This window comes from Candidatus Paceibacterota bacterium (assembly GCA_035452965.1).
Taxonomy (GTDB): Bacteria; Verrucomicrobiota; Verrucomicrobiia; order Limisphaerales; family UBA8199; genus UBA8199.
In genome coordinates, this window is sequence record DAOTCE010000003.1 from 288,206 (window position 1) to 309,603 (window position 21,398).

Annotated in this window: 14 protein-coding genes; 7 read left to right on the forward strand and 7 right to left on the reverse strand. The window is 63.8% G+C overall.

Going from position 1 to position 21,398, the window contains the following annotated elements; genetic code table 11:
* Positions 1-63 precede the first annotated feature (63 nt).
* Both P5205_04925 and P5205_04930 read left to right on the forward strand, forming a co-directional pair.
* Positions 64-1,515, forward strand: coding sequence for a phospholipase D-like domain-containing protein (locus P5205_04925; GenBank protein ID HSA09696.1), 1,452 nt, complete (start codon positions 64-66; stop codon positions 1,513-1,515).
* A gap of 307 nt (positions 1,516-1,822) precedes the next feature.
* The gene (locus tag P5205_04930; GenBank protein HSA09697.1) at positions 1,823-2,725 is read left to right on the forward strand and encodes a site-2 protease family protein; all 903 of its coding nucleotides are present in this window, start codon (positions 1,823-1,825) and stop codon (positions 2,723-2,725) included.
* 10 nt (positions 2,726-2,735) lie between these two features.
* On the opposite strand, the gene P5205_04935 is transcribed toward P5205_04930, so the two are convergent.
* Both P5205_04935 and P5205_04940 read right to left on the reverse strand, forming a co-directional pair.
* A complete protein-coding gene (locus tag P5205_04935) occupies positions 2,736-4,736 on the reverse strand; it encodes a HEAT repeat domain-containing protein (protein HSA09698.1) in 2,001 nt (666 codons plus the stop codon).
* A 73-nt stretch (positions 4,737-4,809) separates the two neighbouring features.
* Positions 4,810-6,111 carry a Gfo/Idh/MocA family oxidoreductase gene (locus tag P5205_04940; GenBank protein ID HSA09699.1) on the reverse strand — a complete coding sequence of 434 codons (1,302 nt, stop codon included), beginning with the start codon at positions 6,109-6,111 and terminating at the stop codon, positions 4,810-4,812.
* 685 nt (positions 6,112-6,796) lie between these two features.
* On the opposite strand from P5205_04940, the gene ligA reads away from it, so the two are divergent.
* Positions 6,797-8,836: an NAD-dependent DNA ligase LigA gene (gene ligA, locus P5205_04945; protein HSA09700.1), complete on the forward strand. Its 2,040-nt coding sequence runs from the start codon at positions 6,797-6,799 to the stop codon at positions 8,834-8,836.
* A 60-nt stretch (positions 8,837-8,896) separates the two neighbouring features.
* Here the strand turns inward: ligA and P5205_04950 are convergent, their stop codons facing one another.
* The 3 genes from P5205_04950 to P5205_04960 all read right to left on the reverse strand — a co-directional run bounded on the left by P5205_04950 (position 8,897) and on the right by P5205_04960 (position 12,836).
* A complete protein-coding gene (locus P5205_04950) occupies positions 8,897-9,808 on the reverse strand; it encodes a HEAT repeat domain-containing protein (GenBank protein HSA09701.1) in 912 nt (303 codons plus the stop codon).
* A 273-nt stretch (positions 9,809-10,081) separates the two neighbouring features.
* Positions 10,082-11,656 (reverse strand): DUF1957 domain-containing protein, encoded by a 1,575-nt coding sequence (locus P5205_04955; GenBank protein ID HSA09702.1) that lies wholly within the window; start codon positions 11,654-11,656, stop codon positions 10,082-10,084.
* A gap of 88 nt (positions 11,657-11,744) precedes the next feature.
* The gene (locus P5205_04960; GenBank protein HSA09703.1) at positions 11,745-12,836 is read right to left on the reverse strand and encodes a DUF4912 domain-containing protein; all 1,092 of its coding nucleotides are present in this window, start codon (positions 12,834-12,836) and stop codon (positions 11,745-11,747) included.
* A gap of 431 nt (positions 12,837-13,267) precedes the next feature.
* Between P5205_04960 and P5205_04965 the strand changes: the two genes are divergently transcribed.
* Positions 13,268-14,101, forward strand: coding sequence for a YceI family protein (locus P5205_04965; GenBank protein HSA09704.1), 834 nt, complete (start codon positions 13,268-13,270; stop codon positions 14,099-14,101).
* Between the two features lie 66 nt (positions 14,102-14,167).
* Here the strand turns inward: P5205_04965 and P5205_04970 are convergent, their stop codons facing one another.
* Entirely contained in the window at positions 14,168-15,034 is an 867-nt protein-coding gene (locus P5205_04970) for a sugar phosphate isomerase/epimerase (GenBank protein HSA09705.1), read from the reverse strand.
* 35 nt (positions 15,035-15,069) lie between these two features.
* On the reverse strand, positions 15,070-16,062 hold the full coding sequence (locus tag P5205_04975) for a hypothetical protein (GenBank protein HSA09706.1): 993 nt from the start codon (positions 16,060-16,062) through the stop codon (positions 15,070-15,072).
* Positions 16,063-16,319: 257 nt separating this feature from the next.
* Between P5205_04975 and P5205_04980 the strand changes: the two genes are divergently transcribed.
* The 3 genes from P5205_04980 to P5205_04990 all read left to right on the forward strand — a co-directional run bounded on the left by P5205_04980 (position 16,320) and on the right by P5205_04990 (position 21,181).
* Positions 16,320-17,747 carry a Gfo/Idh/MocA family oxidoreductase gene (locus tag P5205_04980; protein HSA09707.1) on the forward strand — a complete coding sequence of 476 codons (1,428 nt, stop codon included), beginning with the start codon at positions 16,320-16,322 and terminating at the stop codon, positions 17,745-17,747.
* 67 nt (positions 17,748-17,814) lie between these two features.
* A complete protein-coding gene (locus P5205_04985; protein HSA09708.1) occupies positions 17,815-18,708 on the forward strand; it encodes a DUF4190 domain-containing protein in 894 nt (297 codons plus the stop codon).
* 148 nt (positions 18,709-18,856) lie between these two features.
* Positions 18,857-21,181 (forward strand): VIT domain-containing protein, encoded by a 2,325-nt coding sequence (locus P5205_04990; protein ID HSA09709.1) that lies wholly within the window; start codon positions 18,857-18,859, stop codon positions 21,179-21,181.
* Positions 21,182-21,398: the final 217 nt, after the last annotated feature.

Sequence of the window (21,398 nt, forward strand, 5' to 3'; positions counted from 1 at the left end):
CGGAAGGTTCGCCCAACAGCAGTTGCGGCAATGGAACATTGAATGGCCTTACTAGCCGTCAGCATGTGGGACCTGGCCCATCACGTCTGGGAAATCACCCTGATTGGGCTGGATGTTCTGCTTGCGCTGGCGGCCTCCGGCCACGCGGTGCTCTACAAGCGGGATTCGCGTTCGGCCATCGCGTGGGTCGGGTTCGTTTGGCTGGTGCCCCTGGCTGGCGCTCTGCTCTACTTCATCCTGGGCATCAACCGCATCCGCCGCCAGGCCGTCCTGCTGCGGCGCGACCTTGAGCATTACCACGCCCATGCGACCCAGCCCGAGTGCCCACCGGAAGAGCTGCACCGGCATCTGCCCGGCCACACCGGCCACCTCAACATGCTGGTGCGCGTGGTCCACGGCGTGGTCGGGCGGCCGCTGCTGCCGGGCAACCGCATCGAGCCGCTCGTCAACGGCGACGAGGCCTTTCCGGCAATGCTCGAGGCCATCCAGCAGGCCCGCCACACCCTTTCCTTCTGCACCTACATTTTCGACCGTGACGAGGCTGGGGTGGCTTTCGCGCGCGCCCTCGGCGAAGCCTCCCGCCGCGGCGTCAAGGTGCGCGTGCTGATTGATGCGGCCGGCACTCGCTATTCCTGGCCCAGCATACTTCGCGTTCTGCGCCGGGAAGGCGTCCGCTACGCCCGCTTCCTCCCATCTTTCGGCGGGGGCCACCTTATGTCCGTGAACCTGCGCACCCACCGGAAGATCATGGTGGCGGATGGGCGCGTCGGCTTCACCGGCGGCATGAATGTCCGCGCGGGTCATTGCCTGCAACGCCAGCCGCGCAGCCCTGTGCAAGACATCCACTTTCGCGTGCGCGGACCGGTGGTTACCCAGATGCAGGAGATTTTCGCCGACGACTGGCTCTTCACCACTGGCGAGAGTCTCCGCGGCGAAGCCTGGTTTCCGCCGCCTGAACCCGCCGGCCCGGTGCTCGCGCGCGGCGTGCCGGACGGTCCCGACGAGGATTTCGAGAAGCTGCGCTGGGTGCTCCTGGGGGCGCTGGCGATTGCCCGCTACTCCGTCCGCATCGTCACTCCCTACTTCCTGCCCGACCCCGCCCTCGTCTCCGCGCTCAACCTCGCTGCCATGCGCGGCGTGCAGGTGGACATCCTCCTGCCCGAGAAGAACAACCTGCCCTTTGTCGCCTGGGCGTCGCGGGCGATGTGGTGGCAAGTGCTGGAGCACGGTTGCCGCATTTGGCTCACGCCCCCGCCCTTCGACCACTCCAAGCTTATGCTCGTGGACGGCTGCTGGGCCCTGCTTGGCTCGGCTAACTGGGACCCGCGCAGCCTCCGCCTCAACTTCGAGTACAATCTGGAGTGCTACGATGTCGAACTGGCCCGCCGCCTTGAGGGTCTCGTCGTTCAAAAGCTCAGGACTGCGCGCCAAGTGACACTCCGCCAGATAGACGCCCGCCCGCTGCCCGTGCGCTTCACCGACGGTCTTGCCCGTCTGCTGACGCCGTATCTGTAGCGAGCGGAGGCAGCCAATTGTTGGCGAATTCGTTCATCGGCGTGCCACCCACCGGGATTAGGGGGATAGGATCGTTGATGGCGGGGGACCCCACTTTAAGCCGGAGTCGGGATTGAGCTGGGAAAGCCTGGCGGACATCCTGACTCCTGGTGGGGATCAGAGTGTTGAGCCCGCGCCGCAAGGTATAGCTGCTGCGCCTGGGCAAATCGGAAGAGGGCGTTCCGAACCCGCAAATGGCTTGTTGCTGTGTTAGCTGGCGTGTGTTAGGTCATGGCCGATGACACCGACACGGCAAGGGTCTTTGCATTTGTTCCGCTTCGCTGGGGTTGACCTGTTTCTGCACTGGTCGTGGTTCCTGGTCGCCGTGTATGGCATCCAAAGCCGGTCCGGAAGATATAACTCACTCATCTGGCCTGTGTTGGAGTACTTGGCGCTGTTCGCCATCGTGCTGCTCCATGAGTTCGGACATGCGCTGGCCTGCCGGCAGGTGGGTGGGCAGGCCAACCAGATTGTGCTCTGGCCGTTGGGCGGAGTGGCTTATGTGGCCCCGCCGCCCCGCCCTGGCGCGACGCTCTGGAGCATCGCCGCCGGGCCGTTGGTGAATGTGGTGCTGGCCCCGGTTTTAGGAGCTGCGTGGTTGCTGAGCCATGCCGCGGGCTGGGGAGCCACGATGCCCAATGCCTACTCTTTCATCCAGACGATCTTCATCATAAACAGCGTGCTGCTTGTCTTTAACCTGCTGCCGGTCTATCCGCTGGATGGCGGCCAGATTCTGCAATCCCTGCTCTGGTTTGTATTCGGGCGCGCCCGCAGCCTGATGATCACGACTGTGGTTGGCTTTGTGGGAGTCGCGGGAATGATAGGGCTGGCGATCCTGGCGCGGAATCTGTGGTTTGGCCTCCTGTGCGTGTTCATCCTGCTCAATTGCTGGCAGGGACTCATGCAGGCGCGCGCGCTGGCCAAGGTGGCGAAGCTGCCGCGCCGCGCCGGGTTTGCCTGCCCGTCCTGCAAGCAGGCACCCATCGTCGGGCCGCTTTGGCGCTGCGACAAATGCCTGCAGCCGTTCGACACGTTCGAGACCCGCGCCGCGTGTCCTCATTGCGGCGCCCAGCATGCCGTGACGCGCTGCCCGGAGTGTGGCGTCGTGGGTGCTTTCGGCGAGTGGGTGGCGGCTTCGCCAGCGCCCATTCCGCCCAGGCTGTGGGCTTGAGGCCCGGCCGCTACTGGGATGCCTTGAGCAACTCGCCCGCTTTCTTCCTGGTCGCGTCGCTGGTCGAGGTCTGTGCCACCAACTGGAGCGCCTTCTGGCGCTGCTCTTGGGAAACTCCCGGCATCGCTCCATCGGCAAGCTTGACCACCGCCGAGCAGGCGTCCTCGGCGATGGCGGGTTCGGCCGCAAAGCCCACGAGCAGCTCCAGCGCGGCAGGGGTTGGGATGCCGCCGATGGCCGCGATGGCGAGGCGCTTCTCGTCAGGTCGTTTGATGAGAGGCAGTAGCTCGGTGACCTTGCTGATCTTGTCGTCGGCCGGGAGTTGTTTGTTCCCCTGGATGTATTGCAGGTAGCCCCGCGAGGCCAGCACCTGGTGTTTCGTCTTGCCGGCGGACCTGGCCAGCGTCAAGAGCGGTTGCGCCACGCCGCTGTCCTCCGGCCAATTGTTGGGCCACGTGGACAAGGTGCGCACCGCTTCGTCCTGCACGGTTTCGTCCTGGTCTTCGACCGCAGCCTGGACGGCGCCCAGAGCGTCTGGCCCGCCGGCGGAGGCCAGCAGGCGCAGCGCAGTGCAGCGCAGGGCGCTATCCCCGCTCTGCGCGAGGGGGAGGAGCGGCGGCGCGGCGCGTGTGCCCGTGCGGCTGCAGATGGCCAGGAGCGCCATCTCAATGTCGGCGCGGTCCTTGGGGCTTTGGGTTGATTGCAGCAGCCGCACCAGGCCGGCGACTTGTTGCTCGTCGCCGAGCGTGCCAATGGCTTGCACGGCGGCGGCACGAACTCCCGCGTCACGATCTTCGGCGCTCGGCACGATGAGGGGCAACGCGCGGTCAAAGTGCCGTTGCCCGGCAAGTTCGATGAGGACCTGGCGTGCCTTGCCCGAAGCGGCGGGCAGGCGGGCCAGCACGCCGGCATCCACTTCGTTGCCGGGGAGCCGCGCGAGCGCCCCGAGGGCGGCCTTCGCGAGGTCGGCATCGGGATCGGCGGCGACTTCCAGCAGCACCGGCAAACTCGACGGGTTGCCGAGACGGTCCAGGATGCCGACGGCGGTGAGCCGCAGTTCTCGCGCGCCATTGGCGGCGGCTGCCAGGACGGCGGGCATTACGGCCGCATCACTGCGGTCGCCCAGCGCCAGCAGCAGGTAAGCCTGCCGCTCGGGGCGGGCGCGCTGCACTTCGGCGGCCAGCGCCTCGGTCACCTCGCGGCCGGGCAACTCGCGGGCCGTGCGCAGGCCGATGCCGAACAGGTCTTTGTCCAGCGAGCGGAGTTGCTCCAGCAACAACGGCAGGCCGGCAGATTGCCGCGCGAGGATCCCCCCGCGAATGGCCTCAAGCTGGTTCTGTCGGGGCACGTTGGCTGCACGGACGGCATCGTAGAGCTTCACCGCCTCGGCGGGCTTTGCCTGAGCGATGAACCACTCCGCGCAGAGAATGCAGCCCTCGGCCACGGCCGGGCGAACCGCAGCCGGCGCGACCGCCAGCGACTGGCTGAGCGTCTTGGCGGCTTTGGCCCCGCCGATGCGACCCAGCGCTGCCGCCGCGGCCGAAGCGACTTCCGGGTCGGTATGCTTCAGTTTGTTCACCAGGCCGTTGACCGCTTTTGAGTCCCGGCGAACGGCGATGGAGTTGATGACTCCCACGAGCAATTTGCCTTGGACCTTATTCAGTGCGCGTCGCAGCGCCGCGTCGGGCGCCGAACCGGGAATGGCTTCCAAAGCGATACGCGACCACGATGCCAGTTGCTTGTCCGACAACAAAGGTGCCAGGGCCGGGACGGCGTCCCTGGTGCCGTAGATGGCCAACTGCTTGCAGGCCATCGCCTTCGCGGCAGGCGGGGCGTTTGACCGCAGCAGGTTGATCAGCGCGCGCTCGCTCACGGCCGGGGAGTTCGTGCGGTCGGCCGCGCCAGCAAACTCCGGAGCGGCGGCCAGCACCAACGACAGCACGGTGATACAGGAAACGAGCAGAACAGCATGGGACGCGGGCAACGGACCTCTTGTCATCGTGGTGTTCATGGGTTCAGAGCCAGAATTTTCTTTGTTCGTGTGCATCTCTGTTCAACTTGTGATTATTGCCGGTTGTTACGACCTAGAGGCGCCAGGGTTCGCGATACGCTTCGGATCGCAGGCGGTTGGCCTGCTCGTCGCCGATAAACTCGTTCTTCACAGGGTCGTAATTGACCTTGCGGCCCAGGAACAAGGCGATGTTGGCAGCGTGACACGCAATGTGCGACTGGCAGGCGGCGTCGGCGTTGGCGCGGGTCTGGCCTCGCGACCGGACGCAATCCAGGAAGTCGCGCACATGGAAGTTGGCAGGGTAACCGGACACCTTGGCCTTCTTGCCGATCAGCAGAGCGTCGTTGCTCGCGACCATTTCGCCGTCGTCGCCGGTCTCTACCCACCCGGTGTCGCCCTCAAAACGGACGGGGCAGGAACCGAGCTTGAGCCAGCCCTCGTTGCGCATGACGAGCTTCACGCCGTTGGCGTAACGGGCGTGCAGCTCGGTCCCCTTCGGCTCGTATTCGACTGGGGCGGTGTGATCGGCGTCATTGGCCCATTGGCAGAGGTCCACGCAATGCGACCCCCATTCCAGGCAGCCGCCGCCGGTCATGCCGCCCCCTTTCTCGAAGTTAAAAGCGCCCAGCAGGCTCTTGTTGAAAGGCCGCCAGGCGGCGGGCCCGAGGTACAAGTCCCAGTCCACTGTCTCCCGGTCCGGCTCCGGCTCCGGTTCCAGCCATCCGCTGGTGGCGGTGCCCAGCCCCCCCGGATGGGCATAGAGGGTTTGCAGCCGGCCCAGCTTGCCGCGCCGGGCAAGGTCAATCGCAAAAACGAAATTGGGCAGGCTCCGTCGTTGAGTGCCCGCCTGGAAGACGCGCCCGGTCCGGCGGAACGTCTCGGCCAGCGCCAGGCTTTGCACGATATTCTTCGTGCAGGGCTTCTCGCAATAGACGTCCTTGCCGGCCTTGGCCGCCAGAATGGAGGCCGCGGCGTGCCAGTTCGGGCCAGTGGCGACGAGCACGGCGTCAATGTCGCTCCGGCCCAGAAACTCGCGCACGTCGCGGTACATCGCGCAATCGTGGTTGCCGTATTTCGTATCAGCCTTCTTCTTGATGGCCTCGCGGCGGTCGGCCTTCACGTCGCAGATGGCGACGAATCGCAGGTCCGGTTCCTCCAGGAAGCAGCCCAGGACGTAAGTGCCGCGGCTGCCGATGCCAATCGCCCCCAGGATGATGCGTTCGCTAGGGGCGACGCCGCCATCCCGGCCCAGCACGGCGCCGCACACCACTTGCGGCGCCGCCAGCAAGGCACCGGCCTGGACTGCGGCTCGCAGGAACCGCCGGCGATTGAGCAACCGCGGGGATTCAAGTTGATTGGAATTGGGTGTGGACATTGGGTTGGGAGCTGCAGCAGTCACAGATTTCATCTTCGTTCTTTCGCGGATCAGGTCACTACGTCGGTATTTCATGCCAGAGTAGCAGTTGACGCCGGACGGCGCCAGCTTCGCTGCCGACGGAATGCTCCGACTGACGTCAGCAGCTACACCCTGTCGGCGATTAGTGCGAATTATGAAATACCCGAACTAACAACCGTCGCAATGCCGCGATACTGACCGAAAAGACAGGCGTCTGTCCATGACACTTTTATCCGAATGTCTTGGTTCCTCGCGGATTTCCGGGAAGGGACAGCGGTAGTTCCAGCCCGAACCGTCAGGATGGCCGAGGTACGGGAAACACATGGGTAACCTTGCTCCCCGGCCAGAACCGAATAGACCTTCCCAACTTCTAACCCGCGCACTGTCCATTTTTGGGACAGTGATGCGGCCTACCTGCCCTCTCCAGTACCCCCTGACCCAGCCACCTTTGGCTTGGGATTACGGTGACACTACGGCGGTACTACGGTGTGTATCCCATGGGGAGCGCTCCCCATGGGATACACACCGTAGCCCGACCGCACTGACAGGCGATCTCCCAGCCATCCGCAGGCCAACGCCAGCGGACTGCGAAGGGTCGGTCCGTTAGGCACGCCGCCCTCTTTTCTGCGTGCATTTTCCACTACGTGGGTTACTAGTCGTTGGGATGAACTTCAACGACGCCCAAGCCCGTCACGCCCGGCTCGTCGAGGAAATCCGCCGGCACGACTATGCGTATTACGTGCTGGCGCAACCGGTCGTCAGCGACCGCGAGTACGATCGGCTCTGCCACGAGTTGCTGGATTTGGAGAAGGCGTTTCCGAAGTTGGTCACGCCCGATTCTCCGACGCAGCGCGTCAGCGGCCAGCCGCTTAAAGAGTTCAAGCCGGTGCAGCATCGGCAGCCGATGCTGAGCCTGGACAACACCTACTCGCAGGAGGAAGTCCGCGAGTTCGTCAACCGCGTCCAGCGATTGCTGCCGGACCAGGAATTGGACTGGATTGTTGAGCCGAAGATTGACGGTGTGGCAATCAATCTGCGCTATGAGCAAGGCGTATTCACTTGCGGCGCGACGCGTGGCGATGGCACGACCGGCGATGACATAACTGCCAACCTCAAGACGATTCGCAGCATCCCCACCCGGATTCAATGCCCGCCCGGCGCCGCGCCCGGGCTTCTGGAAGTGCGAGGTGAAGTCTATCTTACCAAGGCAGGCTTCGAGAAGCTCAACGCGGAACGCAGAGCGGCCGACGAGGAGGAGTTTGCCAACCCACGGAATGCTGCCGCTGGTTCACTCAAGCAACTGGACCCGCGCATTGTTGCCAAACGACCGCTCGACATCGTTCTTTACGGCCTCGGCCAGGTTGAAGGCGCTCCCCAACAACCGGCGCGGCACGATCAGATGCTGGCCTGGCTCAAGTCGCTTGGTTTCAAAACGCCGGAGAAGACCTGGCATTGCCGCTCGGCGGACGACCTGCTCGCTGCGATCGAGGAACTCGACCGGATTCGGCGCGCCTTCCCCTACGAGACTGACGGAGCCGTCATCAAGCTGAACTCGTTTGCCCAGCGCAAGCAGGCCGGCTTTACCTCGAAAGCGCCCCGTTGGTCCATTGCGTATAAGTACGCTGCCGAGCAAGCCGATACGCGGCTCAAGGGCATCACCATTCAGGTCGGCCGCACGGGCGCGCTGACACCGGTGGCGGAGCTCGACCCGGTGTTCCTGGCCGGCAGCACGATCAGCCGCGCCACGCTGCACAACGAAGACTACATCCGCGAGAAGGACATCCGCATTGGCGACATGGTGACGATCGAGAAGGCAGGCGAGGTCATTCCCGCGGTGGTGGATGTGGTGTTGGCGAGGCGATCTGGAAAGGAGGTTGGCTTTCGCTTTCCCAAGACCTGCCCCGAGTGCGGGTCCAGGGTTTCGCGTGCGCCCGGCATCGTCGAGAACGACGCAGGGGTCGTCTGGCGCTGTCTGAATCCCGATTGCCCCGCACAGGTGCGAGGTCGCATCGAGCACTGGTGTGCGCGCGGTGCAATGGACATCGAAGGCGGCGGGGAAGTCCTCGTCCGTCAACTCGTCCAAACCGGTCTCGTGCGCGATGCGGCAGACCTTTACTTGCTAAAGCTCGCCGAGGTCGCAGGCCTGGAGCGCATGGGTGAGAAATCGGCCCGCAACTTCCTCGACGGAATTGCGGCCAGCAAGCAGCGCGACCTGTGGCGGCTGTTATTTGGCCTGGGCATCCTGCATGTCGGGGCGGGCGTGGCCAAGGCTTTGGGCCGCGGTTTTGCCTCGCTCGATGATGTGCTCGCCGCCGGCGTGGAGCAATTGACCGAGTGCGAGGACGTGGGTGAAGTCATCGCACAGAGCGTGGTGCAGTGGCACGGTGAGGCGCGAAACCGGCAGCTCATCGAGCGCCTCCGCAAAGCGGGGTTGAACTTCAACTCCCAGCTTTACCAACCGAAAGCCAAGGCAGGGCCCTTATCTGGCAAAACGTTTGTCCTCACCGGCACCCTGCCCAATCTGAAACGCGAGGAAGCCGCCGCGATGATCGAGGCCGCCGGCGGCAAAGTCAGCGGCAGCGTCAGCAAGAAGACCGACTATGTTGTCGCCGGGACGGAAGCCGGCTCCAAGCTCGACAAGGCCCGGAAGCTTGGGATAACGGTCATTGATGAAGCCGAATTCCGGCACCTTTGCGGTGACTGACGCCAGCCTGGAATAGATCTGTGCAGGGCGGGGAAACTGAAGAACGGTGTGAGCAGGCAGCTAGAGGTTTCGGATGCCTGACTCTTTCTTCCAGAATTCAGTTTCGCTGCCGGTCGCAGCCCGGAGTTTTTCGAGCAGGGTTTCCGCCGCAGCGGCGATCCAGGGCTGCGGGTCGTGGCATTGAGCTTCCAAACGAGGGATCGCGCGTTGCGCGGCGTCCGTGCGAATCCAGCGGGGGTCAATCAGCTCCAGTGCGGCGGCGGCGGCATGGCGGACCGCCGGTTCCTCGTCTGTCAGCGCGAGCACCAGGGGTTCGAGGGCTGCGGGGTTGCGAATATCGCCCAGGGCCAGCGCCGCAGCCCGGCGCACATCGCTGTCCGGGTCGTGCAGGTGCGGAAGTAACACCTGCGCCACCGCAGGGTCGCAAATGCGCCCCAGGTATTGGATCGCCGTCACTCGCACTTCGAAATCCTCATCCGCCAGCAGGGCTAAAAAGTAGGGCATGTGTGCTGGATCAGCATGTTGCTCAAGGACCTGAGCCGCCGCCAGGCGCACGCGCGCGTCTTGATCGCCCAGGCTATCCAGCAAAGTCGCCGTCACCTGCGGGCTTGGTTCCTCACCCAGTGCGGCGATCGCCGCCAACCGCACGGTCGCCTCGTTATCCCGCACGCTATTGAGCAGGGGTTTTACCCGCCGGGGGTCCTGGACTTCTCTCAAGGTGGCGGCGGCGGTGGCTCGCACCTCGCTGCTCACATCCGTCAACGCCGCCATTCGGGCGACGACGGAGAATTCCTCGTTGATGGTGCCCAGGGCCTTGGCCGCAGCGCACCGCACTTGGGGGTCCGGGTCGCTCAGGCTGCCGAGCAGGAGCTTCAGGCCGGACAATTTGCCGGCAGCAGTCAAATTCTCAATCGCCTTGCGGCGCGTTTGCGGGCTGCGGGCACGCAAACGAATACTATCCAGCCAGACCATAAGTTATCAGACAAAACAGGACAGCCGTGTCTTCCCGCGATACACCCTGAACTGCCCTAAACGGCTTGCGCTTTCGATGCCGCGTGTCGCATCCGCAAGTGGATGGTCATTGCAGCCTGTCTCGTGCCAGCGCGCCAGCCAGGTTCTGGCTTCGGACCGAACTTGGCCCCCAGTAAAGCCAGTGCCGGCCACCGCGGGGTTGGGGTGGCGGGGAAGACAGAAGGCGGGGTTTGGAATGCAGGATGCGCGGCTTGAAAGCCGCTGGCCGCAGGTTCAGGCCCAGTAGTGGTAATTGACCTCGGGGAAGAGGTTGTCGCGCCACTCGACCTCTCTGAGCCAATCCTGGTCAAGTTCCCCGGCGGTAAGCTGCTCGTAAAGGCGGCTGAAGCGCAACAGGTGCTCCTTCACGCGCCTGGTGGCGTAACCCGGGCTGGTTCCCGTCCACAGGATGAACGGCCAATCGCTAGCCTGGGCAAGGAGCAGTTCGCGCGCTGCCTGCTTGAGCATGCGTTCCTGCAAGGCGTCGGGCTGGGGGAAACGGCGGGCCAGTTCAGTCATGCGTTCCTGGGCGACGCGCAGGTGGGGATAAATCCACTCGTTCTTCTCGTTGAGCCAGACGCGCCAATAGCCCCCCTCGCCCCAGCTCGAAGCGGCGGGGGTAGCGACCTGGTGGGTGGCGTGCTGGCGCAGGTAATCCCCCGGCGTGGTCAGCTCCAACACCTTCTGGTCGCAGCAGGCCTTGCGCACCAGGAAATCGAGGAACTCCGGGCCCTCATACCACCAGTGGCCAAATAATTCGGCATCGTAGGGCGCGACCACGATGGGGGGGCGGTCCAGGATCTCGGCCAGGCGATGGAATTGCACCAGCCGCGCGTCCAGGAAGTGACCCGCATGTTCGTCGGCAGCGCGCAGGGCTGCCGGGCGGTCATAGACCTCTTTCCCGGGAGTACGGCCGGTAATACGAAAGTACTTCAGGCCGGTAAAGCCGCGTTGACCGGGTGCGGGCAAATGCGCGTTGAGGTAATCCAGGTCGAGGTCGAAACCGACATCGCGGTAGAAGTCGCGGTAGCGCGGGTCGCCGGGGTAGCCGGCGTGGCGGCTCCAGACCTGGCGGGCGGTATCGGCATCGCGCCCGAATGCGGCGATGCCGTTCGGGGTGAAGACGGGGGCGAACGTCGCGTACTGCGGCTTGGGCCGCGCGTGCAGAATGCCATGTGTCTCGGTTACAAACCAGCGGAGGTTCGCTTCCTGGAGGACGTCGTCCAGGCTCTCAACGTAGGCGCATTCGGGCAGCCAGATACCGCGCGGGTCGCAGCCGAAACAATCGCGGTAATGGTCGCGCGCGACCAACACCTGGGCGCGCATGGAGGGCGGATGATCGGCCAGCAGCGGCAGGAGCGCGTGCGTGGCGGCGCAGGTGATGATTTCCAGGATGCCTTGTTCCTGGAACTGCCGGAAGGCGCCAACCAAGTCGCGGCCGCAAGCGGCGTATGCGCCCCGCAGGGCCGCAAGTCTCCCGTGGTAGAACAGGGCGAGTTCGTGCAGCGGCTTTTCCCAGCGGGTGCGCTGGATTTCTTTATCGGCCAGGTCCAGCAGATCTTTAAGGTGGCGTTCGTAGCGGTCTTGCAGCAGTGGGTCCCGCAGCATGGAACAGAGCGTGGGACTCAAGGTGAGCGTGAGGCGGGGCTGGAGGCCATCCCGCTGCCAGCCTTGCAGGAGTTGGAGCAGCGGCAGATAGGTCTCGGTGATGGCCTCGAACAGCCAGGTTTCCTCCAGGAACCTCTCGTGTTCTGGATGGCGAACGAACGGCAGATGCGCATGCAGGATGAGACTGAGGTAACCGGGCATTGGACAGGCTGCAGGTTAGAGGCTGGAGACTAAAGGCTAAAGTCGGACGCGGGACAAGAGTGCCGCTGGGCGCTCCGGCTTGGACGGTTCATGGTTTCCGGGCGGGCGGGGGATCGAGCGACGGGTCTTGCGGCGCGGCACCACTTTCACCCCGGTAATTGGTGCGGCGGCTGACATGCAGCTCCGCCTGGCGCAGCTCGCCCCGGGCCGACATGGCGGACACGGTGACGGAATGCTCGCCATCGGGCAATGCAAACCGGCAACTGAAGCTGCCATCAGGCCGGAGCGAAACAGGGCGGCCGCCGATCGTCACGGTCGCGTCCGGTTCTGTAGCACCGTATACGACAAGGTCGGCATTGACGTTAAACCAGAACCCTGCCAGCGGCTGCTCCGCCCCGCCCCAGGGGCTGGACGGGCTCTCTGCCTTCCCTTCCAAAGGACCGGCCTGCGCCGCGGAGACCTCCTGCCCAGCCTGGGCCGAACTCATTGCATCGTGCTGTCCAGCGTTCAGGGCAACCAGTTCGGCCAGGGCGCGCTCACGCGCCGCCGCGCGCGGGGGCGGATCGGGAATGACGGTTTGGTGGGCCAACGCCGCGAGCCGGGTCAGCCGCACATGGGCGGGGATCGTGGCAAACCGGACCGTTTGGTCTGCCGAAACGGAGCCCGGCAGCGTGGCGGCCGGAGTTGAAGTGGCAACCACGACCCATTGGTGTTCAGGCCGGTAATAACCGAGTTGCGCCACGTAACTCGATGCCGGGTGTGGCACGTGAATGAACCAATGCCGCGACTCCGGGTGGACGTGAACTTCGGTGAAAGGCTGCTCTGTGAGAGGGCCGGAGTATACCCGCACTACAAGATGACGATCCGTGGACAGAGCGTTGTAGCGCCGTTGCTGCTGCGGCGTAAGGTCCCATTGCGCGTAAAGCCCGTGGGGATCCAACGGGGCCAGCAGCAGCTTCCCGGTCCCGTAACTAATGGGTAATGTTGCCGCAGGTTGCTCGGTCTCCCCGGCAAGAGTCGTTGGGCCCAGTGCGTATTTTTGGCCTGGACCGGTCTGGGGTGCCGTCGCGGTTTCGTCCTCCTCGAGAAGGATATCAGGAATTCTCAGGCCGGTTTCAACCTGCCTGGCCACGGGAACCGCGGACTCGAGCTCCTGTGCCGCGAAGTCCGCTAATCCCAATTGTTCGATCTCGGCCGGGATGGGAGATGGCTTCGTCCGGGGTTTTCGCGCGATCCGCTCGCGTATCCTCTTTGTTTGAGCTGCCGTCCGGGTTCTCTTCCGTGCGGCGGTTACGGGCTTCACCGAACGCTTGCCTGTGGTCCGTTTGGCTTTGGTGGAGTGGGGCTTCCGGCGAGGGGACCTGGACGTCTTCCGAGTTGGGCGGGGAATGGCCCGCCTTGCCGGCTTTACGGCTATCGCGGAGCGCGCTTTCTTTGTCTTCATTCCAGGCGGCGCCCCCTTCGGCGGGCGTCGAATTCGTTCTGACGCGTCTAGACTACCGAGCCTGTCCTGGCGGTGCAATTGCAATTGTTGCCGGCCGCGATTGCTTGCTTTTGCCCGGGAAACCTGTGAATACTTCCTCTGGAATAAGCCGTCCAAAGCAAGAACCTATGAAGAAAATCCTCGGTATCCTTGGCGTAATCGTGGTGGTCGCCCTGGTCGCATTCCTGGCTGTCACCAGACATTTGGCGCTGCAGCGGGCAGCCAAACTTGACCGTGCGTTGATGGAGGCAGAGGCGCGCGTCATCCAGTTGGAGTCCGATCTTGAGGCCGCCAAACAGCGGCCAGCCGAACTGGCGCAGGCACGTCCGGCGTCGGCGGCGGGCACAACCGCCGCGTCACCGGCCGCCGGTCCCCTGGCACGCTACGCAGCCTTTTCGCGGGCCGGCGTGACAAACCTGGTTCGCATCGAGGGCACTTCTACCATTCATGAGTGGCAGGTGGAAGGGCACCTGATCGGCGGCAGTGCCGAGCTTCCGCAAGGTTTTCCCGCGCCAGCCACTGGTCCGGTGGAGGTCAAGGTTAGCGCCTTCATTCCTGTGCGTTCGCTCAAGAGCGTGGAGAAGGATGGCCGGTTATACAGCGATCCGATGGATGAAATCATGTATGGCAAGTTGCTCGAGCCGACCAATAAGCGGATCACTTACACCCTGACCACACTGACACCCAAGCCGCAGCCGGGCGGGGTAACTGCGTCTTTCCTGTATGAAGCCACCGGCAACCTCTGCGTGGCGGGCGTGACGAATGTCATCACCATGCCAGTCACCGTAACACCCGATCCCGCCGGCACGATTCAGTTCGCGGGATCGGTGAAGACGAAGATGACCGACTTCAAGATTGAACCGCCGTCGCCCAGCCTGGGCGGGGTGGCCATCAAGACGGGCGACGAGGTAACGCTTAAGTTCGTCTGGTGGGTGAACCGCATTAAGACAGCGGGAACTTAAGGGTAGCGGCCGCATGCCGGGCTGACCTTTGTGCGGCGGTCCCGGCCAGACCGCCCTGCCAATCATTTACTTCGACAACGCGGCCCGGGTGCTGCGCCAGGCTTTCATGGACTCGGCGAGGTGGTCTCGCGCGTCTCCCGGGATGCCGTAGCACTGCAATCCGATGGGACCAGTGTAACCGAGTTGACGGAGGGTCTTGAGGAAGGCCGCCATGTCGAACGAGCCGCGGCCCAGGGGCTGGATGTAGCGCGCCCAGCCGGGCTGGTCATCGAACTCGTCGGCGCCGTTGATGGAGACGGCCCAGAGGCGGGGCATGGCCTTTACGAGCAGGGGTTTGTAGTCGCGGTCTTTGCTGACGCGGAGGTAGTGGCAAAGGTTGAACATGACGCCGACGTTGGGGCGGTCCACCTTGTCAGCGATGCGGATGGCGTCCTCGATGCGCTCCAACCAATCGGCGGTGTGCGGGTAGAGGAGGATTCGGGCGCCGGCGGGCCGGGCGAGGGCGGCCATCTCGCGGAGAATCTCCACGGCGCCGGGGTCGCCGGCGGGGTCGGAGGGTTTGAGGCCGTGCATGAGGAGGACGAACTGGACGCGGCGGCCCTTGAGGAGCGGCATGACTTCCTTGAGGCGCGGGTCGTAGGGCTGTTTGCCGGGGGTGATGTCCACGCGGATGGTGATCTGGAACAGCCGAAGGCCGGCGGCGTCGAGTGTCTTTAGTCGCTCGGGAATGTTGTCCAGCCACAAGTGGCCGACGCCGTCGTAGCCGAGTTCCTTGAGCATCTGGGCTTGCTGTTCGAGATTCCGCTTCCTGGCGTCGTGGGTGTCCATGCAGAAGGCGAAGAAGGCGTTGGTCGCTGCAACTGTGGACTCCGCGGCGGTGGCGGGCGCCAGAAGCGCAGCGCCCAGGAATAGGGCAAGGCCCAATTTGTTCATGCTCATATCGTTTACCGTTAACCTGTGCTCAGCCATCAGGCGCTGGTTGTCGCCTGGCCCTTCCACGGCCGGACGCGGTCCTTGGTGCGGCGCAGGGCATCGATGGCCAGCTTGACGTCCTCGGCGATCTCGTAGTCGAACATGCCCGCCAGCACGAAGTCGGCGCCGTGGAGGAAGGCGTAGCGGAAGGCCACCTGCGGCTGGATGGCGCCCGCCGCCATGGTTTTGAAGGCAATCCAAGGTTTGTCCACGCTCCTCATCACCTCGGCTGTTTCTTCCGGGTTGGCGCACCAGTAGCCCGGGAATTCGTTGTAGGGCTTGGTAATCTCCTCCGGCTTGGGCGCGGTCGGATAATTGTGGGAGTGGAAGGTCTTGATGTAGAAGTCGGCCTTCACGCCCTCCTTCTCGCACGCCTTGACCACGTCGAGCGAATGGCAGCCGACGCCGGAGGGCCGGCCGTATTCCTTGGGCAGTTCGACAGCCTTGGCGACCAGGTCCATCTTGCCTTGGGCCACAAGTGAATCGGCGTGGACGCCCCACAAGTAGATGGCCTCGCAGCCGTCCTTCACCAGCGACTCGACATGTTCGCGATACTTGGCCATGTCAGGCTCGACAGCCGCGGTGGGGCAGATGATCCACTGTATCTTGCCGCCGCGCTCCTTGCGGTAGCGCCGCAAAATGGACATTGGGTGCTCCGGGTTGTGCATCGAGACGGTGTTGATTCCCTCAGCCTCCGCTTTGGCCAAGGTCTCCATGATCTTCTCGTCGGTGTTGTAGTGCGCGGCGAGCGCGTAAACGTATTTGAGGTCGCGGCTGTGGGTGTAGTGGGTGAGCAGGTTGCCGCCCAGGATGAGGCGGCTGATTTCGAGATTGCCGATCCTGCCTTTGGGCAGGGCGCCGGGGGCGGCGTCGGGCGGGGCGGCCGGCTTGGATTGACCCTCGGCCTGCGAGTGCAGTGCCAGGGCGATTCCGGCGGAGGAGAGAAGGGTTCCTTTGACGAACGAGCGACGGTTCATTTCAGGCTGCATAAATAACGGCTTTTAGCTTGCCAGCCGGCGGTTGACCGGCTTGGGTGACTTTTACCAAAGCCTGGCGCGCACGGCGAGACCTTAATTCGAGCCGGGGCGGGAGCATCCCTGTATCGCCGGGGGCAACCTGCTGGACGAAGCCGCTCAACCGGCATCCGGGCGCTTTCCTGCTCGACACGACCGATGAATGGTGTATTACCTATCCGCGTCGAATCTCTGGTCGCGCCTGCCGCGCGACACTATATAGAATCTTAACCATGCAATACGAAACTGTAGCAAATGTTACTAAAGTGAGTTCCTTCACCCGCCGCCAATTCCTCCGCCGCACCGCGCTGACCGCGGGCGCGGTCACTCTCTCGTTCCCCTATGTGGGCCGGGTGCTGGGTGCCAATGACCGCATTAACGTCGCCTGCATCGGCGTGGGCGGCAAAGGCGACAGCGACACCAGCGACGCCGCCAAATGCGGCGGCCAGCTCGTAGCCCTCTGCGATGTGGACGAGAAGATCCTCGGCTCGAAAGCCAAGCAGTTCACGGAGAAGTTCCCCAAGCTCAAGCAGTACCGCGACTACCGCAAGCTGCTGGACGAGCTGGGCAAAGACATTGACGCGGTGACGGTGTCCACGCCGGACCATCAACACGGCGTAGCCTGCATCCGGGCGATGAAGATGGGCAAACACTGCTTCTGCCAAAAGCCGCTTGTTCAGACTGTCAACGAGGCGCGCATCATGCGGCAGCTTGCCAAAGAGAAGAACCTGGCGACCCAGATGGGCAACCAGGGCAGCGCGGAAAGCGGCGTGCGCCGCGCCGTTGAGCTCGTGCAAGCGGGGGTGATCGGCAACCCCCTCGAACTGCATGTCTGGTCCAATCGCCCGGTTTGGCCGCAGGGACTGAACCGTCCCAAGGGTCAGGACCCCGTCCCGGCCAGCCTTGACTGGGACCTCTGGCTCGGCCCGGCCCCGAAACGTCCTTACAAGAAGGATGTCTATCATACGTTCAAGTGGCGCGGCTGGTACGACTTCGGCACCGGCGCGTTGGGCGACATGGCCTGCCACACCGTCAACATGCCGTTTCGGGCGCTCAACCTGGGCTACCCGAACGTGGTCGAGTGCGAACTGGCCTCCCGAGTTTACGCGGAGACCTTCCCCAAGACCTCGCGCATTCGCTTTGAGTTTCCGCAGCGCGGCGACTTGCCGCCCCTCAAGTTCTGGTGGTACGACGGCAACCCGGGTGATGCTCTTAAGCCTCTCCGTCCGGACGGTGATGCTGTTCGCGAGGTCATCACGACCTACGACAAGCTGCCGACCAGCGGCGCGCTCATCGTCGGGGAGAAGGGCAAGCTGTTCTCTCCGGACGACTATGGCGCCCGCTTCTTTGTGGCGATGAAGGGCAAGGAGGAATATGTGGCGGGCGATCAGGACGAAACCTGCAAAGCCGTGCCGCAGTCCATCCCCCGTTCTCCCGGTCATATGGAGGAATGGTTCCGCATGATGAAGGAGGGTGTGCCCTCATATTCGAATTTCGACATCGCGGCGTACCTCACCGAGATCATCCTGCTGGGCTGCGTCGCCCTGCGCGTGGGTGAAGGCGTTCGCATGGAGTGGGACGGCCCGAATATGCGCTCGCCAAACGTTCCGGATGCCGCTCAGTTCGTCAAACGCAAGAACCGCGCCGGCTGGGACGCCTGAGCCGGTGGAACCTCGCTGGGCCGGGGTGGCGTATTAGCGATTCATGCCGCTCGAAGGCTCTTAGCCTATGTACAAACTTCTCGGCTCCGATCAAAAGGAGTATGGCCCGGTGCGCGCGGACCAAGTCCGCGCGTGGATTGCGCAAGGGCGCGCCAATGCCCGTTCTAAACTTCAGGCCGCCGGCTCCACCAAATGGAAACCGCTGGCCGAATTCGCGGAATTCGCTGAAGCCCTCAAGTCGGCGGGAGCGCCCGCTAGATCCTCGCCGCCAGGCAGGGCGCCCCACCGGGTAACTGCGGCACCCAAAGCGAACGGCATGGCTGTGATGTCCCTGGTATTGGGCTGCCTGGGTATATTGACCTGTGGCCTCACTTCGCTGGTCGGCCTGGTGTTGGGCATCATCGCGCTGGTGCGCATCAAGAAGAAGAACGGGCAGCTCGGGGGGCGGGGCTTGGCATTGGCCGGCACGATCGTGTCGGCGGTGTTCCTGCTGCTGGCCCCAATAACCGCGGCGATATTCTTGCCCGCCCATGCCAAGGCCAGAGCCACGGCAAACAGCCACCACTGCATCAGCAATGTCAGGCAGCTCAACCTGGCGCTGCTGATGTATGCAACCGATCATCATGACCAGTTTCCCGCTGGCACCAATTGGTGCGACGCCCTCATTCCCTATCTTGGAGGGATGACCAATGCCTTCATTTGTCCCAAAGGCGCGCCGAACCAGCGCTGCCACTATGCGCTCAACGCCCAGTTGGCGGGGCGCGAGCTGACGGACAGCGAGGCGCGGCGGTCCCAGACGGTGCTGGTCTTCGAGTGCGACGGCGGCTGGAATGTGAGCGGCGGCCACGAACTGCTCCCGGCCAAGCCCCGGCACGCCGACGCCTACGTCCTGGGTTTTGCCGACGGCCACGCCGAAATGGGCCAGCCAGCCCGGATCGAACAGCTCTGCTGGGAACCCTGACTCAGACCGAGCACACAGTTGCTGCGGGTCAGCGCGTGCGGCCGCGGGGGTAGGTATCTTGGATGTCGGGTTTCGGTTTTCGGCCTTCCAGCCTCTGGTGCGGATTCGGGCCGGGAGCATATCTCAGCCCTTCCCCGTCTAACGGGGCATGAAACGATGGACGATTCTGGCGGTTGGGTTGGGGTTGGCGTGGCTGATGGCACCGGTTTTTGGGGCCGGGCTGGTCATTGTTGAGGACGCGCGCTGGCATCCGGGGCCGTGGCCGCCGTCCGTTGTGCCGCCGCACCCGCCACGACCGTGGCCGCCGCCGCGCCCGCACATCTTCGCGCCGCTGGAGGTGAGCTACGTCAAGGCCCATACGCGCATCACCGACCAAGTGGCCGTGACGTCCGTGGACCAGGAATTCTATAATCCGAATCCCGCGAGGCTGGAAGGCACTTTTGTGTTTCCCGTTCCCAAAGGAGCGCACCTCGACAAGTTCACAATGGAGATTGATGGAAAACAGGTTGAGGCCGAGCTGCTCCCGGCCGACAAGGCCCGGCGGATCTACGAGAGCATCGTGCGCAAGCTCAAAGACCCCGCGCTGCTCGAATACGCTGGGCGCGACCTGTTCAAGGTGCGCATCTTCCCGATCGAGCCGAACAGCAAGAAGCGTATCACGCTCTCCTATACCGAGCTGCTCAGGTCGGAAAACGGTTTGGTCAGCTACCTCCTGCCCCTCAACACGGAGAAGTTCTCCGCCCGGCCGGTGCGGAGCGTGAGCGTGAAGGTGGACTTGGAGAGCAAGCGCCCGCTCAAGACGATCTACTCGCCCAGCCACGCGGTCGAAGTCAAGCGGGATGGCGCCCGGCGCGCCACCGCCGGCTATGAAGCCAGCGACGTCCAGCCGGACACTGATTTCGTGCTCTACTTTGCGCCGGAGAAGGATGAGCTGGGTGTCAACCTGCTCACCCACTGCCGGGGCCATGATGACGGCTATTTCCTGTTGCTCGCCTCGCCGGGCGTGGATGTGCAGGAAAAGCAGTTGGTGATGAAAGACGTTGCGTTCGTGCTGGATACCTCAGGCTCGATGGCGGGGAAGAAGCTCGATCAGGCCAAGAAGGCGCTGCAGTTCTGCGTCGAGAACCTCAACGACGGCGACCGGTTCGAGCTGATCCGCTTCTCGACCGAGGTCGAGCCGCTCTTCGACAAGCTCGTCACCGCCTCCAGGGATAACCGTTCCCGGGCCGATGATTTCATCAAGGATCTCAAGCCGATGGGCGGCACGGCGATTGACGATGCGCTGCGCAAGGCACTGGCGTTGCGGCCCGGCGGGGAGGACCGCCCCTTCGTCGTCATCTTCCTCACGGATGGCCGGCCCACGATCGGCACGACGGACGAGGACCACATCGTCGCCAACGTGAAGAAGGAGAACGAAGGCCGCACGCGCGTCTTCTGCTTCGGCATCGGCACTGACGTGAACACGCACTTGCTGGACCGCGTCACGGAGCAAACCCGCGCCTCCAGCCAGTATGTCCTGCCGGAGGAAGATCTGGAGGTAAAGGTGTCCAACTTCTTCGCCAGGATTAAGGAGCCGGTCCTGGCAAATCCCACGCTCAAGTTCACCGGGGGCATTCGCACCACGAAGCTCTATCCCTCGCCATTGCCCGACCTGTTCAAGGGTGAACAACTGGTATTGGTGGGGCGCTACTCGGGCCGGGGCGATGCGGCGGTAGTAGTCCAAGGGACCGTGAACGGCGCCAGCAAGGAGTTCACTTCCGAAGTGAGCTTTGCCGGCGAGAAGACTGAGAACGAATTCATCCCGCGCTTGTGGGCCACGCGGAGGGTAGGCTACCTGCTGGACGAAATCCGGTTGCATGGCGAGAACAGCGAACTGCGCGATGAGGTGACGGAACTCGCGCGGAAGTACGGCATCGTGACACCCTATACCGCTTACCTGATTCTGGAGGACGAAACCCAGCGCAACGTGCCGATGCCGATGCGCTCACTGCAGAGCTTTGACGCCGATGGCGCGGCGCGCCGTGAGGCAGCGCAGGCCTGGGAGGACTACAAGAGGGACCGTTCCGGGGCCCGGGCAGTGTCCAGCGCGCGGTATGGCCTGGCACTGAAAGACGCGGTTGCGGCAGCACCTGCGGCCACCGCCGGAGCGCTCGAATCGCGCAAGGCGCTGGGGCTCTCCAGCGTCTCAGGCACCATGCCACCAGCCTCACCGGTGGCCCGCGACAAGGAGCGGTTGGTGCAATATTCGCAGCAAACGCAGTTCGTCGGCGGCAAGAACTTCTTCCAGAACGAGAACCTGTGGATTGACTCGGCGGTCCAAAAGCACCAGACCGCCAAGCGTGTGCGCATCCAGTTCGGCTCGACGGATTACTTCGAGCTGGCGGCGAAACATGCTGAGACGCTGCCCTGGCTGGCCCTCGGCCAGAACATCCAGTTCGTCCTTAACAACACCGTTTACGAGATCTGCGAATGAAAGCGAAGACTCTCACAGGCTTCTTCAGCCAACTGTCCCGAACCGCGAGCCGCGGACGGACTGGGGACCATTACGGTCGGGCGAGCTCTTTCTTAGCCGTGATGTTGCTCCTGGCCGGCTGGCGGTTAACGCGCGGTACGGTGTCGCGGTGCAAGGCGAAGGCGAACTGCTCGACAGCCTGAACAGCGGCAAGGTGAAGCTCGCGTCGCTCAAGAAG